15 protein-coding genes are annotated in these 18,088 nt (G+C 41.6%); 6 read left to right on the top strand and 9 right to left on the bottom strand.

Annotated features, from left to right (window positions below; genetic code table 11):
* Positions 1–111 precede the first annotated feature (111 nt).
* The gene (locus MHI55_RS16420) at positions 112–993 is read left to right on the top strand and encodes a LysR family transcriptional regulator (protein WP_101313834.1); all 882 of its coding nucleotides are present in this window, start codon (positions 112–114) and stop codon (positions 991–993) included.
* A gap of 91 nt (positions 994–1,084) precedes the next feature.
* Here MHI55_RS16420 and MHI55_RS16415 read toward each other — a convergent pair whose 3' ends face one another.
* Positions 1,085–2,254: an MFS transporter gene (locus MHI55_RS16415; RefSeq protein WP_101313833.1), complete on the bottom strand. Its 1,170-nt coding sequence runs from the start codon at positions 2,252–2,254 to the stop codon at positions 1,085–1,087.
* Positions 2,255–2,522: 268 nt separating this feature from the next.
* Here MHI55_RS16415 and MHI55_RS16410 point away from each other — a divergent pair, with 268 nt between their 5' ends.
* Positions 2,523–3,071 carry a TetR/AcrR family transcriptional regulator gene (locus MHI55_RS16410; RefSeq protein WP_036615561.1) on the top strand — a complete coding sequence of 183 codons (549 nt, stop codon included), beginning with the start codon at positions 2,523–2,525 and terminating at the stop codon, positions 3,069–3,071.
* Between the two features lie 111 nt (positions 3,072–3,182).
* Here MHI55_RS16410 and MHI55_RS16405 read toward each other — a convergent pair whose 3' ends face one another.
* Positions 3,183–5,483, bottom strand: a complete 2,301-nt coding sequence (locus MHI55_RS16405) for a stalk domain-containing protein (protein WP_101313832.1) — start codon at positions 5,481–5,483, stop codon at positions 3,183–3,185.
* Between the two features lie 232 nt (positions 5,484–5,715).
* On the opposite strand from MHI55_RS16405, the gene MHI55_RS16400 reads away from it, so the two are divergent.
* Genes MHI55_RS16400 through MHI55_RS16390 form a run of 3 tightly spaced genes read left to right on the top strand, consistent with a single transcriptional unit; the run spans position 5,716 to position 9,378 of the window.
* A complete protein-coding gene (locus tag MHI55_RS16400) occupies positions 5,716–7,179 on the top strand; it encodes a spore germination protein (RefSeq protein WP_340386357.1) in 1,464 nt (487 codons plus the stop codon).
* Positions 7,172–8,260, top strand: coding sequence for an endospore germination permease (locus MHI55_RS16395; RefSeq protein WP_036615569.1), 1,089 nt, complete (start codon positions 7,172–7,174; stop codon positions 8,258–8,260). Before MHI55_RS16400 ends, MHI55_RS16395 begins: the two co-directional genes overlap by 8 nt.
* Positions 8,257–9,378: a Ger(x)C family spore germination protein gene (locus MHI55_RS16390; protein ID WP_340386355.1), complete on the top strand. Its 1,122-nt coding sequence runs from the start codon at positions 8,257–8,259 to the stop codon at positions 9,376–9,378. The genes MHI55_RS16395 and MHI55_RS16390 overlap by 4 nt, the downstream gene beginning before the upstream one ends.
* A gap of 164 nt (positions 9,379–9,542) precedes the next feature.
* Here MHI55_RS16390 and cls read toward each other — a convergent pair whose 3' ends face one another.
* The 4 genes from cls to MHI55_RS16370 all read right to left on the bottom strand — a co-directional run bounded on the left by cls (position 9,543) and on the right by MHI55_RS16370 (position 12,627).
* On the bottom strand, positions 9,543–10,982 hold the full coding sequence (cls, locus tag MHI55_RS16385; RefSeq protein WP_340386353.1) for a cardiolipin synthase: 1,440 nt from the start codon (positions 10,980–10,982) through the stop codon (positions 9,543–9,545).
* Positions 10,983–11,193: 211 nt separating this feature from the next.
* Positions 11,194–11,538, bottom strand: coding sequence for an S-Ena type endospore appendage (locus MHI55_RS16380; protein WP_076253140.1), 345 nt, complete (start codon positions 11,536–11,538; stop codon positions 11,194–11,196).
* 84 nt (positions 11,539–11,622) lie between these two features.
* A complete protein-coding gene (locus MHI55_RS16375; RefSeq protein ID WP_076253139.1) occupies positions 11,623–11,970 on the bottom strand; it encodes an S-Ena type endospore appendage in 348 nt (115 codons plus the stop codon).
* 177 nt (positions 11,971–12,147) lie between these two features.
* Positions 12,148–12,627 (bottom strand): GyrI-like domain-containing protein, encoded by a 480-nt coding sequence (locus MHI55_RS16370; RefSeq protein WP_076253138.1) that lies wholly within the window; start codon positions 12,625–12,627, stop codon positions 12,148–12,150.
* A 105-nt stretch (positions 12,628–12,732) separates the two neighbouring features.
* Here MHI55_RS16370 and MHI55_RS16365 point away from each other — a divergent pair, with 105 nt between their 5' ends.
* Positions 12,733–13,707 (top strand): HTH domain-containing protein, encoded by a 975-nt coding sequence (locus tag MHI55_RS16365; protein ID WP_076253137.1) that lies wholly within the window; start codon positions 12,733–12,735, stop codon positions 13,705–13,707.
* Positions 13,708–13,879: 172 nt separating this feature from the next.
* Here MHI55_RS16365 and MHI55_RS16360 read toward each other — a convergent pair whose 3' ends face one another.
* The 3 genes from MHI55_RS16360 to MHI55_RS16350 all read right to left on the bottom strand — a co-directional run bounded on the left by MHI55_RS16360 (position 13,880) and on the right by MHI55_RS16350 (position 17,982).
* Positions 13,880–15,109, bottom strand: coding sequence for a multidrug effflux MFS transporter (locus tag MHI55_RS16360; protein WP_076253136.1), 1,230 nt, complete (start codon positions 15,107–15,109; stop codon positions 13,880–13,882).
* Positions 15,110–15,248: 139 nt separating this feature from the next.
* On the bottom strand, positions 15,249–16,472 hold the full coding sequence (locus MHI55_RS16355; RefSeq protein WP_036671332.1) for a macrolide family glycosyltransferase: 1,224 nt from the start codon (positions 16,470–16,472) through the stop codon (positions 15,249–15,251).
* Between the two features lie 70 nt (positions 16,473–16,542).
* Positions 16,543–17,982, bottom strand: coding sequence for an MFS transporter (locus MHI55_RS16350; protein WP_036671331.1), 1,440 nt, complete (start codon positions 17,980–17,982; stop codon positions 16,543–16,545).
* Between the last annotated feature and the right edge of the window lie 106 nt (positions 17,983–18,088).

Here is an 18,088-nt window from a genome sequence, read left to right as displayed (position 1 = left end):
CCTATCTGTATAATTACTAATACCTATGGTGTATTTTGTATCATGCCTAATATGTATCGTATAATCATCTGTGAATGATTTATCCGATGTATTATGAAAGGATGATAAGTTGTGGATATTCGGGTTTTAAAATACTTTTTAACTGTGGCTAAAGTAGGCAATATAACAAAAGCAGCAGAAATCCTTCATATTACGCAACCAACACTAAGCAGGCAGCTTATGGATCTTGAAGAAGAACTGGGTACGCGTTTGTTGATACGAGGAAAAAGACAGATTACACTAACAGATAGCGGTCTCTTGTATCAGCAACGGGTAAAAGAAATCATTTCCCTCTTAGACAAGACAGAAAGAGATCTGGCAGAACAAAAGGATTTAATTGGTGGAGTAGTTTCTATTGGATGTGTGGAGTCCATTGTATCCAAAGCGTTGGCAGAAATTGTAGAGAAATTCTCTAACCGGCATCCTAGAGTACAATATGAACTGTATAGTGCAGATGGAGATGACATTAGAGAAAAGCTTGATCGAGGAAATATCGATATTGGCATATTATTGGAACCCATTGAAACTGCAAAATATGACTATGTTCGATTACCCTATCCGGACAAGTGGGGCATTCTGATGAGACGAGATGATCCTCTTGCTCAGAAATCAACCATTGGGATTCAAGAAATACTTTCATTACCCTTAATTCCACCCCGTCGGACAATTGTGCAGAATGAGATTGCAAGTTGGCTTGGTGTGGAGAATGATCGTCTTACTATTTTTGCTTCCCATAATTTATTGACTAATGCGATGCAGTTGGTAGAACGGAAACTGGGGTATGCCATATGTGTAAGCGGATCATATACAATCCGGGAAAGTAATAGCACATGTTTTGTTCCCTTTGAACCTGAACGAATAACAAATCATGTACTCGCTTGGAAAAAGAATAGGATATTTAGCTCAGCTACCGCTCACTTTATTCAATTTATAAAGGATATCTATGGTTCATAATAAAAGTGCGCTTTACCTTTAGTGTGGTTATTCTTCAATAAAACAAGGACACGTTATTAACGTGTCCCCAAGATAACAAAAGGTTAAATTCTCAATGAGAGATTTGTTTTTTAGGAGTATACATATAAATTCTTAATAGGATAAACGCCAGGCTCAATATCAAAAATAACAGTCCACCTACTACAATGTACCGAACCCCCATTCCTGATATAAACAACCCTCCGACAGTTGTTCCAATGGTTACGCCCAGGTTACCAGATGTTAGAAATAATCCATTCGCGAATTCAGGGGCTTCCGGAGCTGCTGACGTAATCCAATACTGACTAATATTGCTTGCGATTGCATACAGCACTCCCCATATAACAACAATAATGAACATAGGGACAGTGAATTGGCCCATAAAGAACAGGAAGATGTAGACTACTCCAAATACAAATGGATAGATCATTACGGACTTAATTGCATTTTTGGAAAGCAATCTTCCTCCTAATACGTTACCAAACAAACTGGCTGCACCAAATATAACTAACATTAGACTGAGGCCTTTCCCAGAAATATGAGTAATGGTCGCAAGATATTCGGCGAAGTAACTATACACTCCAGCCGTTGCTGCATTTACAAATATAACGGCAACAATAGATTGCCAAGTTATTGCTTTCTTCAATACACGTAGTTGAGATCCGTATGAAAGCCTTTCTCTGACAGGCATGGATGGAACAAATAGCAATACACCAATGAATGCTACTGCATTCACGATAGCAAAAAAAGTCATAGCAGCATCAATTGAAGCGATACTGGCAATAAAAGTTGTGATGGGTACACCTAGCACAATGCCAGCAGACACGCCCATAATGACTTTTGACACTGCTCTAGGGATCTCTTTCTCACTAACCGAACTAGCTGCTGCTGTCAGAGCGATCGAGATATAGACGGGATGTAAAAATGCCGGGATAACACGAGCAATTATTGCGAATGTAAAGTTTGTTGCAAATATAGAGAAAATATTACTAATCACGAACACACCGAGTACAAGTAGCATTACCCCTCTGCGATTAAAACGCGAAAACACTAAAGGCAGAATGGGACCCGATATCGCAACTGCAAGTGCAAACAGACTTACTAGCAATCCTGCTTGAGACACGCTAACATTGAACTGTTCAGCAATTTGAGGCAATATCCCAATAACGCCCATTTCAGTATTTAAGATTCCGAAGACACCCAAAGTTAATATAAATATAAATAAATTATTTCGTTTAAACATGATTATTACCCCCACCGTTGCTCCATATTCTCTTTCTCATGCTGTACTCCGCCCAAGATGATATTCAAATGATTGAAACCAAACTCTCCTCCTTTTGGCTGTAATCATCTATTTTAATTCAAATTCACATTGAGGGCTTAATACTCATTTGTGTATTATTATATATAAATAAAATGTATCAACAACCACAAAACATCAGGATTCGTGCATTAATACACAACGCGACTCAAATTGTGAATTACTTTTCAAGAAAGTTAGGTGGATGTACATGCTTAAAGTGGACAGAAGAAGTTTGAAATCTCAAGAAGCTATCAAAAAAGCAGTGATAGAACTCATGTCTGAAAAAAGTTTTGATGACATTACGATTCAGGATATTGCTGATCAAGCTAATGTTAATCGTAGAACGATCTATCTGCATTACTTGGATAAGTACGATCTACTGGATAAGCTTATTGAAGAGCATATTGAGGAATTAAAGAGATTGTGTGAATTGGAAGCTGAAACGGATACATTAGAGGGTAGTGCAACATGGTTTTTATATTTTGAACAACATTATTCATTCTTTTCAGCAATGTTAACTAGTAAAGGAGCTCCTTTTTTCCGTAGCAGGTTCCTCGATTTTGTCACAGACGATATTAAGAATGGTTGGGATATGTCCGAGGGAAAAAAACAAGGAATAGATGAAGAGCTTCTTATTCAATTTATCTCACCAGCTTATGTAGGAATTGTAGAATGGTGGTTTATTAATGACATGCCCTATTCACCTCAAGTTATGGGAAAACAAGTGGGAATGTTATTGGAAAATAACCTCTCCTAAACAAAGATGATTCATTCCCAACTATAGTCTGATTTCTTCCAACGCAAAAAAAGGCAACCGAATCATTCCTGTTCGGTTGCCTTTGATTTAGATATAAAACTTTATATACCTTTACTTCTCCGATGGGAGTGGTGTAAAGAGCAGATTGACCGGCAGGTTGCTTCCCGGCGCGGCAGAGAATAGAATGGTTACGCTCTCTCCAGTTGAACCGGTGCGGTAAAGCACGCTTTGTTCACTTGAATTGGCAACCGCAACGTTACCATCGGCAATCGATACCAACTGATTGTTCACCAGAGCTACTCCGGAGTACTTCCCTCCACGAGGGTTAAAGGAGATAAGTGTACGCGGAGCAACATTGGTCAGCGTGATTTTGTACAATACGCCGAAATTACCCGCATTGGATGCGTCTGTGTAAGCCATCGGATCTGTTCCTACCAGATTGGGATCGCTTGAATTGTCACCAAGTGGCAGACGGGCAGGTTTGATTCCCACGTGCTCATCGTACTTTATAATGCGAGTCGCATTCGGGTACGTACCCCGGTTGTGTACTCCGTCACGATCCAGCACAGGTAGCAATGACAAAGCCTCGAAAGGATCTTTATTTTCTTCCACCAGGATAACGTTATAGTCTAAGGAATAATCACTATAAGCGTCCGAATAGAGGGAGATTACTTGTCCTTCTTTCATCGGCGTTTTATTAAGTTCTGTCAAAATCAGTTTGCTTTCCCCAGGTTGAAGGTACTCTTTCTTTTGATCCGCTCCAGTCTGAATCGACTTGAACCATTTATCAATAGACAATTTCCCAGCTACGGTAGCATACGGTGTAGGTCCGGCAAAGCCCATATTCTGTTGTTCAAATACGGCTGGATTCGGATTGTTATTGGTTGCAATCACATACATTTTTACTCTTTTGCCTGTATTGTTCACGTGGTGAATCATGAAACGGGTCTGCCCCGAAGATGATTCTTTATATACAATGCCTTCCGTATTCACAGTTTCCGGACTGTTACTGCGGATCAGCAAACTTGGCTCATCCATGTACGTATAAGGCACTTTCTCCATCGTAGTCACTTCGCCGCCGTTAAAGGTGAATTTCTGTCCTACCGGCGTGAAGAGTAAATTAAAATCGGTAAATGAATATAAGGTCTCATTGGTTATGGTGATGACTTTGGAGTACGTGTTCGTAGCACCGTGATTGTCAGTTACCGTAAGAGTCACGGTTTTTGGACCCGGTTCAAAGAACGCAAGTGAATTGTTCTCCCACGCCGCTTTAACAATATTATTTTCATCATCTGTACTTTGGTCTGTGTATGTTATTTTTTCGCCCATTTTATACTCTTCTTTATCCGTGGCGAACATGGCTACAGGAGGAAGATTAGGAGCCAAAACTTCAATCGTAGTTGAATAGGGATCGCTCCATTGACCATTGGAATCCTGTACTTGATATGAAATCGTATATGTACCTGCTTGATCAAATGAATCCTGGCGACCAGTCCAGCGTTCGTCAACGATATCCATTCCATTAGGTGAACTGGAAGAAGTCACGTAGTCCACTTGATCACCCGCAAAAATTTCCTTTTGGGAAATGGTAAAGCTTGCAACAGGTTTTGTATTAAGATTCAACACAACCGTTTTAGCCGACTGATTCACTTTATAGGTGATGTTCAGAGCTTGAGTAATGGAAGTTAACGGCACCATGAATGTACTTTTTTGCTGATAAGCAGGGCCTTTCATCGTTCTGGTCTCTCCATTTACCGTATAGTCCTTGCTGTTAGTTTTGAATCGGAGTTCATCTTCACCACTAATAATGATGGTTTCCTTGGTTTTGTTATCATATTTGACGCCATATCCCACACGGTCAACCAGCGCACGGATTGCAACATAGGATACACCGTTTTTTACAGCCATTGGCTGTCCAGCAAGATACGTTTTTCCATCCTGCTCCATTTTGTTGCTATTCATGTACAACGTCAGATTTCCACCTGCTACTGCAGGAGATGTCCCATCAACGGATGGTTGCTCTATCTGAGCAGGCGTAGCTGGCGTTTCAACCTTCTCAGGGGTTTCCTCTTGAACTACAGGTTTTGTACCCGTTTCGTTTGCAGGGGTCTCTCCCCCATCCAATGCAGGTTTCTCGCTATCTGTTTTGGGTGTTGCCTCAGTGCCGGTTGAGGTTTGAGTGTCCTTGGCTTCAGTGGGCGGAGTATTGATAGATTTGTTATTGCTCTCCGTCTTCACTTCACGCTCTGCAATCGGCTGCTCTTGCTGTAACACCTCAACTGATTCTACATTGGCTGTGTTTACTGACGCGGTGTCACCTTGCGGTGCTGATTGCGCACTCACAGAACCGACTGCAAATGCTTGAAAAACGGCTAAAGCGGTAAAAATGGATAATTTCTTCTTCATATTCATGTGTTGTCTTTGGCTCCTTCTACTCTCTAGTAATGTATAACCCCTCAAAAAGTCATAGTATTAGACGCTAGATTTAGGGAAAAGTTTCTAATTGAATTGTAAATTATGGATTTTTGTGCAACTATTTTTTCAATGTTTGGTTATAAGTTCTTTGAATAAGAAGCGCCTATTGCATAATAGTCTCGATTTTGCACAAGATAATCCATGTCGCATTTTATAAAGAGGTGGATCAATGACCCCAACCAATCAGGCTTTTTCTGAATTAAAAATGAATATTTCTTATGTTGAACAGTCCCTCTACTGTACTGACGATTTGAAACAACAACAGCTTCTACTTAATGGTGTACAGAGTGTGCTTCTCTATATCGATTCACTTGTAGATCAGGAGATCATTCAAACACATGTCTTAACAGCACTGAATGGCCAAGCTCATTCGCAAATCTACCCATCGTTCACCACTTTAGAAAGTCGAAAAGATACGGATCTGCAACGTGGAATAGATTCACTTATCCAAGGGAAATGTCTTTACATAATCGATGGGCACCCGGAGTTTCACATTCTTTCTACCGAGAAAATGTATGTCCGAAGCACAACCGAACCGGAGAATGAAGGCGTTATTCGAGGGCCGCACAATGGATTCGTAGAGCAGCTTTCGGTTAATTTGAATCTGATCCGTAGACAAATTATTAGTCCATCCTTAATCGTTCGATATTTTAACGTCGGCGAGAAGACACATACCAAAATTGCAGTTGTATATCTTCAGGACTTGGCCAATCCGGAGTTAGTGAACGAAGTAAAAGAGCGAATCACGTCCATATCTTCAGATATGGTGCTCGCTCCAGGTTTTATTGAAGAGTTTATGGAGGATAACCCCTTCTCTCTGTTTCCCCAGCAGCTCAATACAGAAAGACCTGACCGGGTTATTGCCAACTTGATGGAAGGACGTGTCGCCATACTTGCGGAAGGAAGTCCTTCAGCTCTTATCGCTCCAGTTACGTTTTTTGCTTTTTATCAAAGTCCGGATGATTATCATGGTCGCTGGATTGTCAGTTCTTTTTTACGGTTAATTCGCATGATGAGTTTTGTCATTGCTTTTACATTACCTGCTGTTTATATTGCTACCATCTCTTTTCACTCCGCTATTTTACCGATCGAACTGGCACACACAATCAAGAAATCATTGCAGAACATCCCCTTTCCTGCACTTGTAGAGGCAATGTTACTTGAACTGATCTTTGAAGTATTAAGAGAAGCCGGGGTCCGACTTCCCAGCCGAGTGGGCCAGACCATCGGCATCGTTGGCGGTTTGGTTATCGGAGATGCTATCGTTCGTGCGGGGCTTGTATCCTATACAATGATTATAGTGGTTTCACTAACCGCTATCTCGTCGTTTTTGGTGCCTTCGCATGAGATGAGTTCGGCAGTCCGTATTCTCCGCTTTCCAATGATGATTGGAGCGGCGCTTTTTGGATATATCGGCATCGCATTTGGTCTGGTGATTCTAACCATTCACCTCTGCAAGATGGAAAACTTCGGATCGCCTTATTTTGCTCCAGTGGCCCCTTTCAGATTAGCCGACATGAAGGATGTATGGATTCGATTTCCCATCTGGGCGCTTCGCGGGCGTCCTCATGATGCCCGCCCGCAGCGGCTGAATCAGCAGAAGTTCTCTAGGAGTTGGAAAAAACGTGAATAAGGAAACAACAATTACTCGGGGACAATTATTCTTGCTCATTTTGAAATTTGAAATTGGTGTAGATATCTTGTCCCTCCCTTACCGTATACACCTTCTCTCTAAAGGCGGTGGGTGGATCTCTGTATTCCTTGGAGGGTTCCTGATTCAACTTGTCATATTGTTGTGCTGGCTTTTGATGCGAAGATTCCCGAGTTCATCCATTTATGACATTGTAACGCTGATTACGGGGAAATGGATTGGCAAGTTGCTGATCATTGCCTACGTTGGATATTTCCTGTTAATGGGTACTTCTGTTCTGGTGAACGCCTACAGTGTGATTAACCGCTGGATGCTGCAGGATACGCCTCGATGGGCTATATTAGCCCTCTTCTTGTTCAGCAGTATCTATTTGGTTCGGCAAAAATTACGAATCATTGCGCGAGTACTTGTACTCATCTCCTTTTTGGTCTTGCCCATGATGGTATTGATCAGTTATGGACTCAAGGAAGTTAATCTGTTATATCTTTTGCCTTTAACCGAAGCAGGATGGCCCAATATCATTAGTGGATCAACCGAAACATTAATGGCTATGTTTGGATTCGAGTTTTTTCTCGTTGTGTTTCCTATGGTTGAAGGTAGCAGCGGTGGCAAACTCAAGTCTGTTGCTTTAGCAAGTGCTGTAGTCGTGGTGTTGTATGCATTCACCGTGTTCATTTGTTCAACGGCGTTCAGCCCCCAGCAACTTGACTTAATGCCTGAACCGGTTATTTATCTGCTCCGCTCTATCCCACTCGGGACAATGGATCGGGCCGATTTCCTGTTCCTCCCTATCTGGTTAATTTCAATTTTCGGGGCCATATGTGGCTATTACTATACGGCATCCTATGGTATAAGTTATCTCTTCAAACAAAAACACCATAAAAAAGCGGTGCCTTATGTCGTTCTTGCTTCTTGCATAATTGCGTATCTGCCACAACAGAAGGAAAAACTTGAGTTAATTAGTACGATAGCCAACAGATCGGCATACTTTTTTCTCATGATCCTGCCTCTGCTCCTGTTGGTTCTATCTTATATAATGAAACGAAAAGAGAAGATGATATGAGTAAACGGGGGAAAATCCTCATCCTGCTGACCCTGCTCATGGTGATGACGGGATGTTGGGATCAGGATAGTTTAAAAGATGCAAGACTGGCTAATGCTTCGGCGTTTGACATCACCTCAGAGGGTGAAATTAAACAGACGCTTGAAATTGTCGATGATTCTGAGAGTCAACAAGGGAGCAGCGGTAATGAAGTCCACTCAGGCACCGGGAGATCCGTCCGTCAAAGTACGGATAGAATTCGTGCTAAAGTGACTGGTGATATCCGGTTTTTCAAATATGGGATGATCTTATACGGCAACAAACTCGCACAAAATGATATCTACCCCTACCTGGACGTCTTATATCGGGAACCCGACTACCCAACATCACATGTGAAAATTGCTATTGTGGATGGCGATGCCGGAGATCTGTTACACCAAAAAAAAGTTGGCAGCATATTGATTGGTGATTTTATTACCAAAAAAATTAAGAGTCTGGAGGAATTATGTATTTTTCCGGAAATGACGTTAGAGACCCTTCTCCCTCCCATGCTGGATCCGGGACAGGATTTTACACTGCCTTATCTATATAAGGACGGAGAGGAGATTGATGCTCGGGGAATCGCCCTGTTTCATGGGCAAAGATTCAATGGGAGTCTTACTACCGAACAGGCTCCTCTATACATTATTATGAGTGGGAAATGGAATAAAACAGCGCGTTTTGTCAAAAAGGTCCACGCAGGGCCGTCCAACAACCCGCGGAACTATGTCACTTATGAAGCAAATATCGCACAAATTAAGCGTAAACTTGCGGTAAAGGTGGCAAGTGATAGCCAAATTGATGTGAACCTCCGTATCGAACTTCCAGTAACGATCGTTGAGTATGCAATGAATCATCTTCAGGAAAAGGACACGATTGAACGTCTGAACAGCCAGTTATCCGATGACATGACTCAGGACGCAGAACAAATTATCAAGACACTTCAGCAAAGTGGTTGTGATTCCTTCGGTATTGGCAGACATTTAATTGCCCATTACCCGGACTTATGGAAAAGCCTAAACTGGAATAAAGAATATGCCCAAGTTCGTTTTCACCCGGAAGTAAAGGTTACAATAGTCGGCAGCGGCGTTTTAAATTAATAACATGCTGTCGTGCAATTGGGAAAGCTCTCTTCCATTTGGAAGAGAGCTTTTGACTGTTGACTTAAAAAGAAGGATTTGCTAATACCTCTAGTCGTTAAGAAGAACTTCAGTGAAAAGCTTTATCGTGCCTGGTTGAGTATAACATCGGCAGTGAAGCTGACCTATAAAATAGGTGAAAGAAGACGTGATATTCCTTCTTTAAATTTGATAATAAGGGACCTGTTTCTATAACGTTCAGAAGTAAGTTCTGTACTTAACTGGCTATCTTGATGAAACAATTTTTGAAGTTGTTTCGCAACTCGCTCGTCATATACAATTGCATTCACCTCAAAATTCAACCTAAAGCTCCGGGAATCAATATTCATCGTCCCTACTGAAGCGACTTCTTCGTCTACTACAATGGTCTTTGCGTGTAAGAATCCATTATCATATAACAGAATCTTGGCGCCATAGTCCAATAATTCACCAGCATACGCCCAAGTCGCCCAATATACAAACGGGTGATCGGGCTTATTGGGAATCATAATGCGCAGATCCACCCCGGATAGCAGTGCGATTTTACATGCATCCATAAAAGTGCTGTCAGGAATAAAGTAAGGCGTTTGAAAATACACACTCTTTTTGGCATTTACTATAAGCTTGATGTACATATTCTTCAGGTGTTCCACCTGTGAGTTAGGACCACTAGACACAATCTGAACTGGACTTGAACCATCAAGCCTTGCTGTGTTGAAGGAGTATTGTTCGTAACTTACTTGATCGGATTTGCTGGCGTGTTTCCAATCCAAAATAAACCTGCCTTGAATATGATTAACGGCATCTCCGTGCATTTTAAAATGTGTATCACGCCAGTATCCAAACTTTTTATCCATGCCTAGATACTCATTTCCAAGATTAAATCCGCCAATATAAGCAATCTCCCCATCAATAATACAAAGTTTTCGATGATTTCGATTATTCATACGGAAATTTAATGGCCTAATCAGTGACGGGAAAAAGACCTCTACTTCTCCACCGGCAGAGATCAGTTCTCTGAAAAACTTCAATGAAAGTTTCTTTGAACCAATTTCGTCATAGAGAACTCGCACTTTTACGCCTTCTTTAGCTTTTATAGTTAATTCATCTCGTAATTTCTTCCCTAAGGAATCCGGTTGAATAATGTAATATTGGATGTTAATCTCTTTCTTGGCTTCCTTGATATCAGCAAATAATGAATCAAATTTCTCTTGTCCATCATCGAAGATGAATATCTCATTGTCATTGGTTAGGATTGCATTGGATGATGTGAGATTCAATTGAATCAGGTCAGCATATTTCATGAGCAGGGGGTTGTTTTCCTTACGTTGCTCCTTCAATGTCACTAACTGGTTCTCGACAATTAACTTTAGGGAATTTCTCTCTTCAGCTGAAAGTCCGTAGAAATTTTTCTTTTTGAGGTTACGTCCCAGAAAGAGATAAACGATAAAACCTAAAATAGGAATGAAGTAAAATATCATGAGCCAGGCCCAAGTATAACCAATGTCTCTCCTTTCAAAAAACAAAAATACCGCTGAGAGTAATATGTTTATAATCATAACGAGCGAAAGTATCAGCGTGACCATACTGCTATATCTCCTGCCTTCCATTGACTTTATGTAAATAATAAAAAGTGCTTATTACTTAGCTGTTCTCGAATGAAGCCGCCATCACAAAGAATATGATAACATACTTGAGGAATACTAAATCTATTAAATGATAATCACTAGACATCGAACCAAAAAAGAATCCACTTCCTATAAAAGAAGGGATTCTTTCACATTGAATATCCTATACTTAGAATCTGTAATTCAAAGAGAACGCAATTTTGATACTTGTTGTTCCCGCACCGGCTCCAATGAGACTTATAGAATTAATTGTTGGTGCAGTATAAGATCTACTGCTACCTGGGGCTACGACAAAACCAGGAATTTGAACACCGTCAATAAGCAAAGCAGCGGTGGGTGAAACCCCCACTCCGTTATTCTCAATTAGAATAGTTCCGTTTATCAGAAACGTTGAGGAATTTTCGTATATAATTGTTGGTGTCCCTCCCGTATCTGACAAATTTATCGTAGTACATACGGCATCGTTCACCACCGCTGGAGAAACCGTATTATTACAATTACCAATTTGAGCCATTTGTGAACCTCCTTAAAAATGCTCTTTCTATAAATATATGTGGGGAGATAGTAGTGGTTCGGGCTATTCCAACTTTGTTTCCATTTATTCCTCATCCTCTTCTTCATTTAGAACTTGATAGTATATATCTATTCCAAATGTGCCGCTTGCAATATTGTTTAAGCTCTTTTCAATCTCCACTTCAATATGATGCATTCCGGCACAGCTAAAAGCACAGGTGTTACCCGGTAGAACAGGAAGCGAACACGTTCCTTCATTATGTATTATGTTCAAAAAGACAGATGAATTACTTTGTTTATGATTATAAATACTTACTGTACCATGTACTTTTAAGGCTGAAGATGCTGACCACAGCGTTAAAACCTCTGTTATGTTTGCTGAATTTATATGGAACTCCCCACAAATAGTTGTTTCAGCGAGACGAGTATTCACTCAGACTGCTCCCTTCCATAATTCTTCCTTTCATTTATTTTATTAGTGATCTGCTGTTTTCATGTATGATTATGCTCCTAATGAACAACAAAAAAACCGCTACATTAGCGGCTTTTAATAGTACTATGTTCGTGACTTTAAACGATATACGACCGACTATCCAATCTCCCCTGCTCGTTAGTTCCTTACAACAGGAATCCACATTTCACCATATACCAAACCGTTTTTCTCTCCCATTTCAACTGTTGTATTTGGACCGCCAACATAGGCATAATCTTTTTCTACGGGGAGGGCTTGACCAAAGGCAATGCCAGTAAGCATATTATTGAGCGCATCAGCCGTTGCAGCTTCGCCCTTCACAACCAGGTATTCTCCCTTAGGAAATTGGATTACTCTCGTTGCTTCTGGCAAAGTTTCTGCTGTCATGACACCAGCATAATGCATCATCTGGTTATTTACTGCTTCGTTTACGGCAAAAATGTAGTCGTTTGTTGCCAGAGACTTTAGTTTGTCCAGGCTTCCATCCTCTTTCACCGTGGACCAAAAATCCGCCTTCTCCTTGCTGATGCCAACATAGTCTGTATAGTCGCTCTTAAGATCCGTTCCAATACCTAACACGATAAAGCTCTCTTTTTCTTCGAAATGATAATTACTCATGGTTTACACCGTCCTCTTTAAATTTTCAATTGATTTGTGTTTTCACTTGATAGGTTTATAATAACCTTAAATCATGTCAGAATATGATACTGTTTAGGGGGCCCAATGAAAAAAGTTGAACGCATTAATACCATCACGCGGTATATCAATAACCGTGCACACTTTACCATCTCTGAAATCATGCGAGAATTTAATATTTCTCGTTCGACAGCCATTCGAGATATCAGAGAAATTGAAGCCATGGGAATGCCACTTGTCGCTGAAGTTGGGCGGGACGGGGGTTATTTTGTCATGAACAACTCCCTCCTGCCCACGGTACGGTTTACCGATAATGAAATCAAAGCGTTATTCATTGCTTTTATGGCGACAAGAAATCAACAGCTTCCTTATCTGAAGAGTCGTCAATCTTTGGCTGAAAAGTTATTGGGCCTTATCTCAGAACATCAGCAAGATGACCTTGTACATTTGAATCAAATATTGCTTTTTGAAGGAACCAATCCCCATAATCCAGACTTGCTTGATCTATCAGACCTGCCTCACCCTACCTTGGAAAAACTCATCCAAATTCTTCTTATAGAACGTTATTTGTTAGTCACTGTCCAAGAAGAGAAGAAAACCAAGTCCTATCCCATTGTTCTCTTGCACCTTCATCATCAAAAAGGCCATTGGATCATTGAAGGTTTTGACTTGGAGGAAGAAAAAAGACGAATCGTATCCGTTGACAACCTCATCCATGTCGAAGCATACCCGGCGAAAAAAAGACTGAGTACAAAAAAGATTGTAGAACAACTCAAACGAAATACACAGGAAGAAGTTATCAACCTTGTTCTGGAACTTGGTCCAAAGGCAATTGCGCAATTCAAAAAATACCATCCTTTAAAGTTTTCAATTGCCTATACAAATCCATACCAGACTACGGCTCTCCTAAAGGCATTTATGAATGTTCATAACTCAGAAGAGTTAACCGAAATCACCAATTGGTTGCTTTTTCTAGGAGAAGATATCAAGGTGAAGGAGATTCCGGAAGAAGTCCTGAATGCTGTACAAGAGAGATTAAGCTTATACCAAATGAAGCAGTGAGCAGCCCCCTCCTACCTAGTCTCTCCATTATCTAACAATACCTTACCTGAATTCAGGCTGAGGGTTCAGCACGGAAAACCAAAAAAAGCCGCTATTGCAGCGACTTGTGATGGAATCATATTCATATTCATTCATGTCTTACGCCAATGTTTGGCGAGCTGTTCCTTCAATACTAAAAGTCAGCATTAGACTGGGCATGATTAGGTGTATGCTGCGGGACGTTTTTAACGAGTAGGAAATAAGTAACAATGGCAATGATACTGGTCATTAACAAAGTGAGTCCTAACGGGACGGCAGTGTCCTCACCCGCGATGCCGACCAGAGGAGCAACCAGTGCACCCAGAAGAAAAGGAACAACGCCGAGCAGTGCTGCTGCACTTCCGGCCATCTTAGCTTGACTCTCCATGGCAAGTGGGAATGCCGCTGTAGACGTAATGCCGATCGAGCATACAAAGAAGAACAATGGAATCACCAATGCGAAAAGTGGACCATGAGCCAGGGTGACGACCAAAGCAGCCACACTTGCTATTATAGCAAGCCATAGTCCCGATAATAGCAGCGTCTGCTCAGGGATACGTTTAGCTAGTCGACCCACGATTTGAGATCCGATGATCAAGCTGATGCCGTTCGAAGCAAATAATATAGCAAATACAGTGGGTGTGACGCCATATATATTTTGGTAAATAAATGGTGTTCCCGCCACATAAGCAAAGACCCCTGCTGTCATAATTCCCTGTGCCAGCATGTAGCCTACAAACTTACGGTCACGCAGAAGCATTCTGTAATTACCCAATTGCTGTTTGAAGTCAGGAACTATACGTCTTTCGATAGGGTGTGTTTCTTTTAAGCTCCACTTTGTCATGATTAATAAGAAAATTCCCAAGAATGAAAGGCAGATAAACACGCCAATCCAGGTTGTGAATGAAAGAACCCCACTTCCCGCGATGGGTGCTGCCAAAGGCCCCAAATTCCCTACAAGCAACAGCAAAGAGAAAAATTTAGTGAGTTCATGTCCACTGTATAGATCTCTAGCTATCGCACGGGAAATGACAATTCCAGCTGAAGCCGCAAATCCTTGCGTGAAACGAAACAAAATCAATAGTCCGATATTCGGAGCAAAAGCACATGCCAAGGAACAAATAATGTAGGCTGCCATACAGATCAACAATGGTCTACGTCTACCGTACGCGTCACTCAAAGGACCCATAACGAGTTGTCCTACACCAAGTCCTAATAAACAGGCAGTAAGGCTAAATTGTACAAGTGATGCCGTTGTATTCATATTTTGTGCAATCTCCGGAAAAGCCGGTAAATACATATCAATCGTAAATGGACCTAATGTAGAAAATAAACCTAGTAGTATTGCCAGTCCAAAAACATTCCAATTCGTGCTCTTCGCCATAATAAATAAAATCTCCAATTCCTTATATAATTTGCAAGCCTAATCGAGTATAAGACATAGAGTTAACTGTAGGTCAAGTCTTAAGACTATTAAAACCAAAAAAAAGCCGCTTATTAAGCGACTTTGAATGGAAAACTATTTAAATTGTGTAACTCCCCCGGCCTGAACCCATATGACTCATGATCATTTCGGCAGCTCGCTTGTAACCGCCAGCCTGCCTTAGAGATTCACCAATGAGGTAAGCCTGCCGTCTATAAAGTGAATTGTGTAGCACTTCTGTTAATGCCTCTCTCAAATTAGTTGCACTGAGGTTATGTTTATTTAAAGTAATACCCGCGCCGAGCTCCTGTACCCGATTGGCGACAAGAGGCTGATCCGATGTTAATGGAATCATCACCATTGGAACGTTATAATATAACGCCTCACTTGTGCTGTTCATTCCAGCGTGTGTAATAAAAACATCGGTATGCTGCAGCATGTCCAACTGGGCAATGTATGGCTTGACGATAAAATTAGGTGGTATTTGATCAGCCAGCGGCTCCATATCCGTGTATTTTCCTGAAGATAAAACAACATTCACGGGTAGATCCCCTAATGCTTCAAAACAAAGCTGATAGAAATCCAAATTTTTATTTAAAATCGTACCCATAGCAATGTACACGGTTTGCGGGTACCGTTCACGAAGCAACTCAAACGAGAAGGTCGGAGCATCTTGGCGTGTTATGATCGAAGGACCCGTGAAAATAAAACGATCATCCAGCTTTTCTGCCTGCGGCTGAAAATAACGGCTGGTGTACACGAGCTTTAACTGACCTGTATGTGCCGGAATCTCTTCCATAGCTGGAATACTCACTTGAAGCTCTTCAGCTAACTCCGTTGTGATCTTCATCGTAGCCTCATAAAGCTCCTTCGTCTCCGTCTCATTCAGAACTGAGCTAGATCCCAGAGGCTCCACAAAAGCAAAGGACGCAATCGAGCACACCGCAGGAATTCCCAGTTTTTCTGCAAGAATAGTCCCTCCCCATCCCATCAGGGAATCAAAGATCATATAATCAAACTTTTGATCCTCGATCACCTGTAGCACATTGGGGATGATCCTCCGGATAATACCGCTTACCATCATATAAATGAACTGATAAGAATGCTTGTATTCCTGGGGTTTCAACACCGGATCATGAGAGAAGGCATCTTGTGGAAACGGATAGGTAATGATCTGGGCACCGGTTTGTTCAATTCGGGAACGATACTCCTCCGTGCACACATAGATGACTTCCTCACCATTGTCTATCAACTGAGTAACTAATCCTAACGATGGATTCACATGTCCTTCAGCTGGAGTAATGACTACTAATACACGTGCCATCTTACCCACCTCCCAATGCAATTAGTCCCCCCGTTCTTCGTGATGTATTTAACGACGCGGTCGTCATCCGTTACATGGAGATGTTATCCTTCACTTGGTTGATTGGATGATGTTCTTGATGAACGAGTTTGGTAATTCGTAGTGATGCCAAGAAACTTAACAAGACCCATAATAATTGCAGTGTTAACACGATCAAAACACCTGTCGATATGCCCCACTGTAACGTTTCGGACAAGGCAATCAGAGCGCCACCAACTCCAATGCTTACGCCCATGTAGAAGGAATCCACAAATTGCAGATTCGCGGACATTTCTCCCTCTTTCCTGGGCAAGGCATGTTGTAAAGCAATGGCTGCTGTTGTAGGGTTGGCCAATCCAACACCGAACCCTGTAATCATTTGTGAGAGAAGGATGAGTATAATCCCACCGTCCGTCAAAATAAGAGCCAGGATCACAAGCGCAGTTCCAACGATCATAATCCCAATGCCCGTCATGACCCTACCCTTTCGGGCCCGACCTTGATCTCGTGCATCAAGCTTGGCTTGTAACCACGCTGCGGCGGACCAGCTCAGAGAACCTGCTGCTACAATGAGGCCAGCAAGGTCAGCTGATAACCCCTTCACTTCGGTTAGTGCCAAGATCACAAAACTTTCCGTTGTAAAATAACAAGCAACATATAGACCCCTCGATACCAAAGTAGCAGGCAATCCTTTTTTTACCGAAAAAGTGCCCACAGGCAGCAATTTACGCATTGGTTGGATCATGACGACTAATCCAGCCAAAGTGAGTACTATGCCTTTCCAATCGGTTATCATACCAAGTCCTGTGAGTAACAGCCCCGTTCCAACCGCAAGCAGAATCGCATACATAATCTTTGAGTCAGTTGCTCGCGCTGGACCTGACAGATCTTGCTGAAGCTGCAAATTACGGAAAGAACGGAATGTGAGACTCAACGCTATTCCAATCAAGGGTAGAACGATCCAGAAAACATATCGCCACGAGATGTAGGAAGCTATAAGGCCTGCTGCATAAGGTCCGATTAAGGTTGGTAGGACAAATGCCATAGAGAATGCGGCCAGGATTTGAGTACGAAGTGTATCTGGATAATGTAACGTCACACAGGTATAAACACATGTGATCAGGGCCCCCGCTCCAAAACCTTGAAGGGCTCTTCCGGCAATAAGCATGTGCATATCGAAAGAAATAGCGGAGACCACAGTTCCTAACACAAAAACACTAAAAGATATCAGCATGGATGTAAAAACGCCGCGCTTGTCAATCTGCTGACCCATAACCAAAGTTCCAATAAGCTGAGATAACAAAAATGCGCTAAAAATCCAACCGTATAAATGAATACCCTCTAAACTTTGTGCCATTTTCGCGGCAATCGTTGTGATAGCCAGTCCTTCAAAAGCTACGGTTGCCAGAACCAGCATAATCCCAATTGTAGGCGCCCTGTACTGAGCATCAAAAATCCCAATCTGATTGTTGTTTGTCTTCCACACCTCCATAATTTGATGGGTATTATGGTAAAATAAACCTTTTTACTTCCTGAATATACATGAAGTGTTATACTTTGTAAAGTTAAATGTTTAAAAAGTAAGATTATGGTCTAGA

This window comes from Paenibacillus sp. FSL E2-0151, from assembly GCF_037993015.1.
GTDB classification, from domain to species: Bacteria; Bacillota; Bacilli; order Paenibacillales; family Paenibacillaceae; genus Paenibacillus; species Paenibacillus amylolyticus.
Note: the sequence above shows the minus strand (reverse complement) of the source record. Positions and strands in the feature narration are given on the sequence as shown.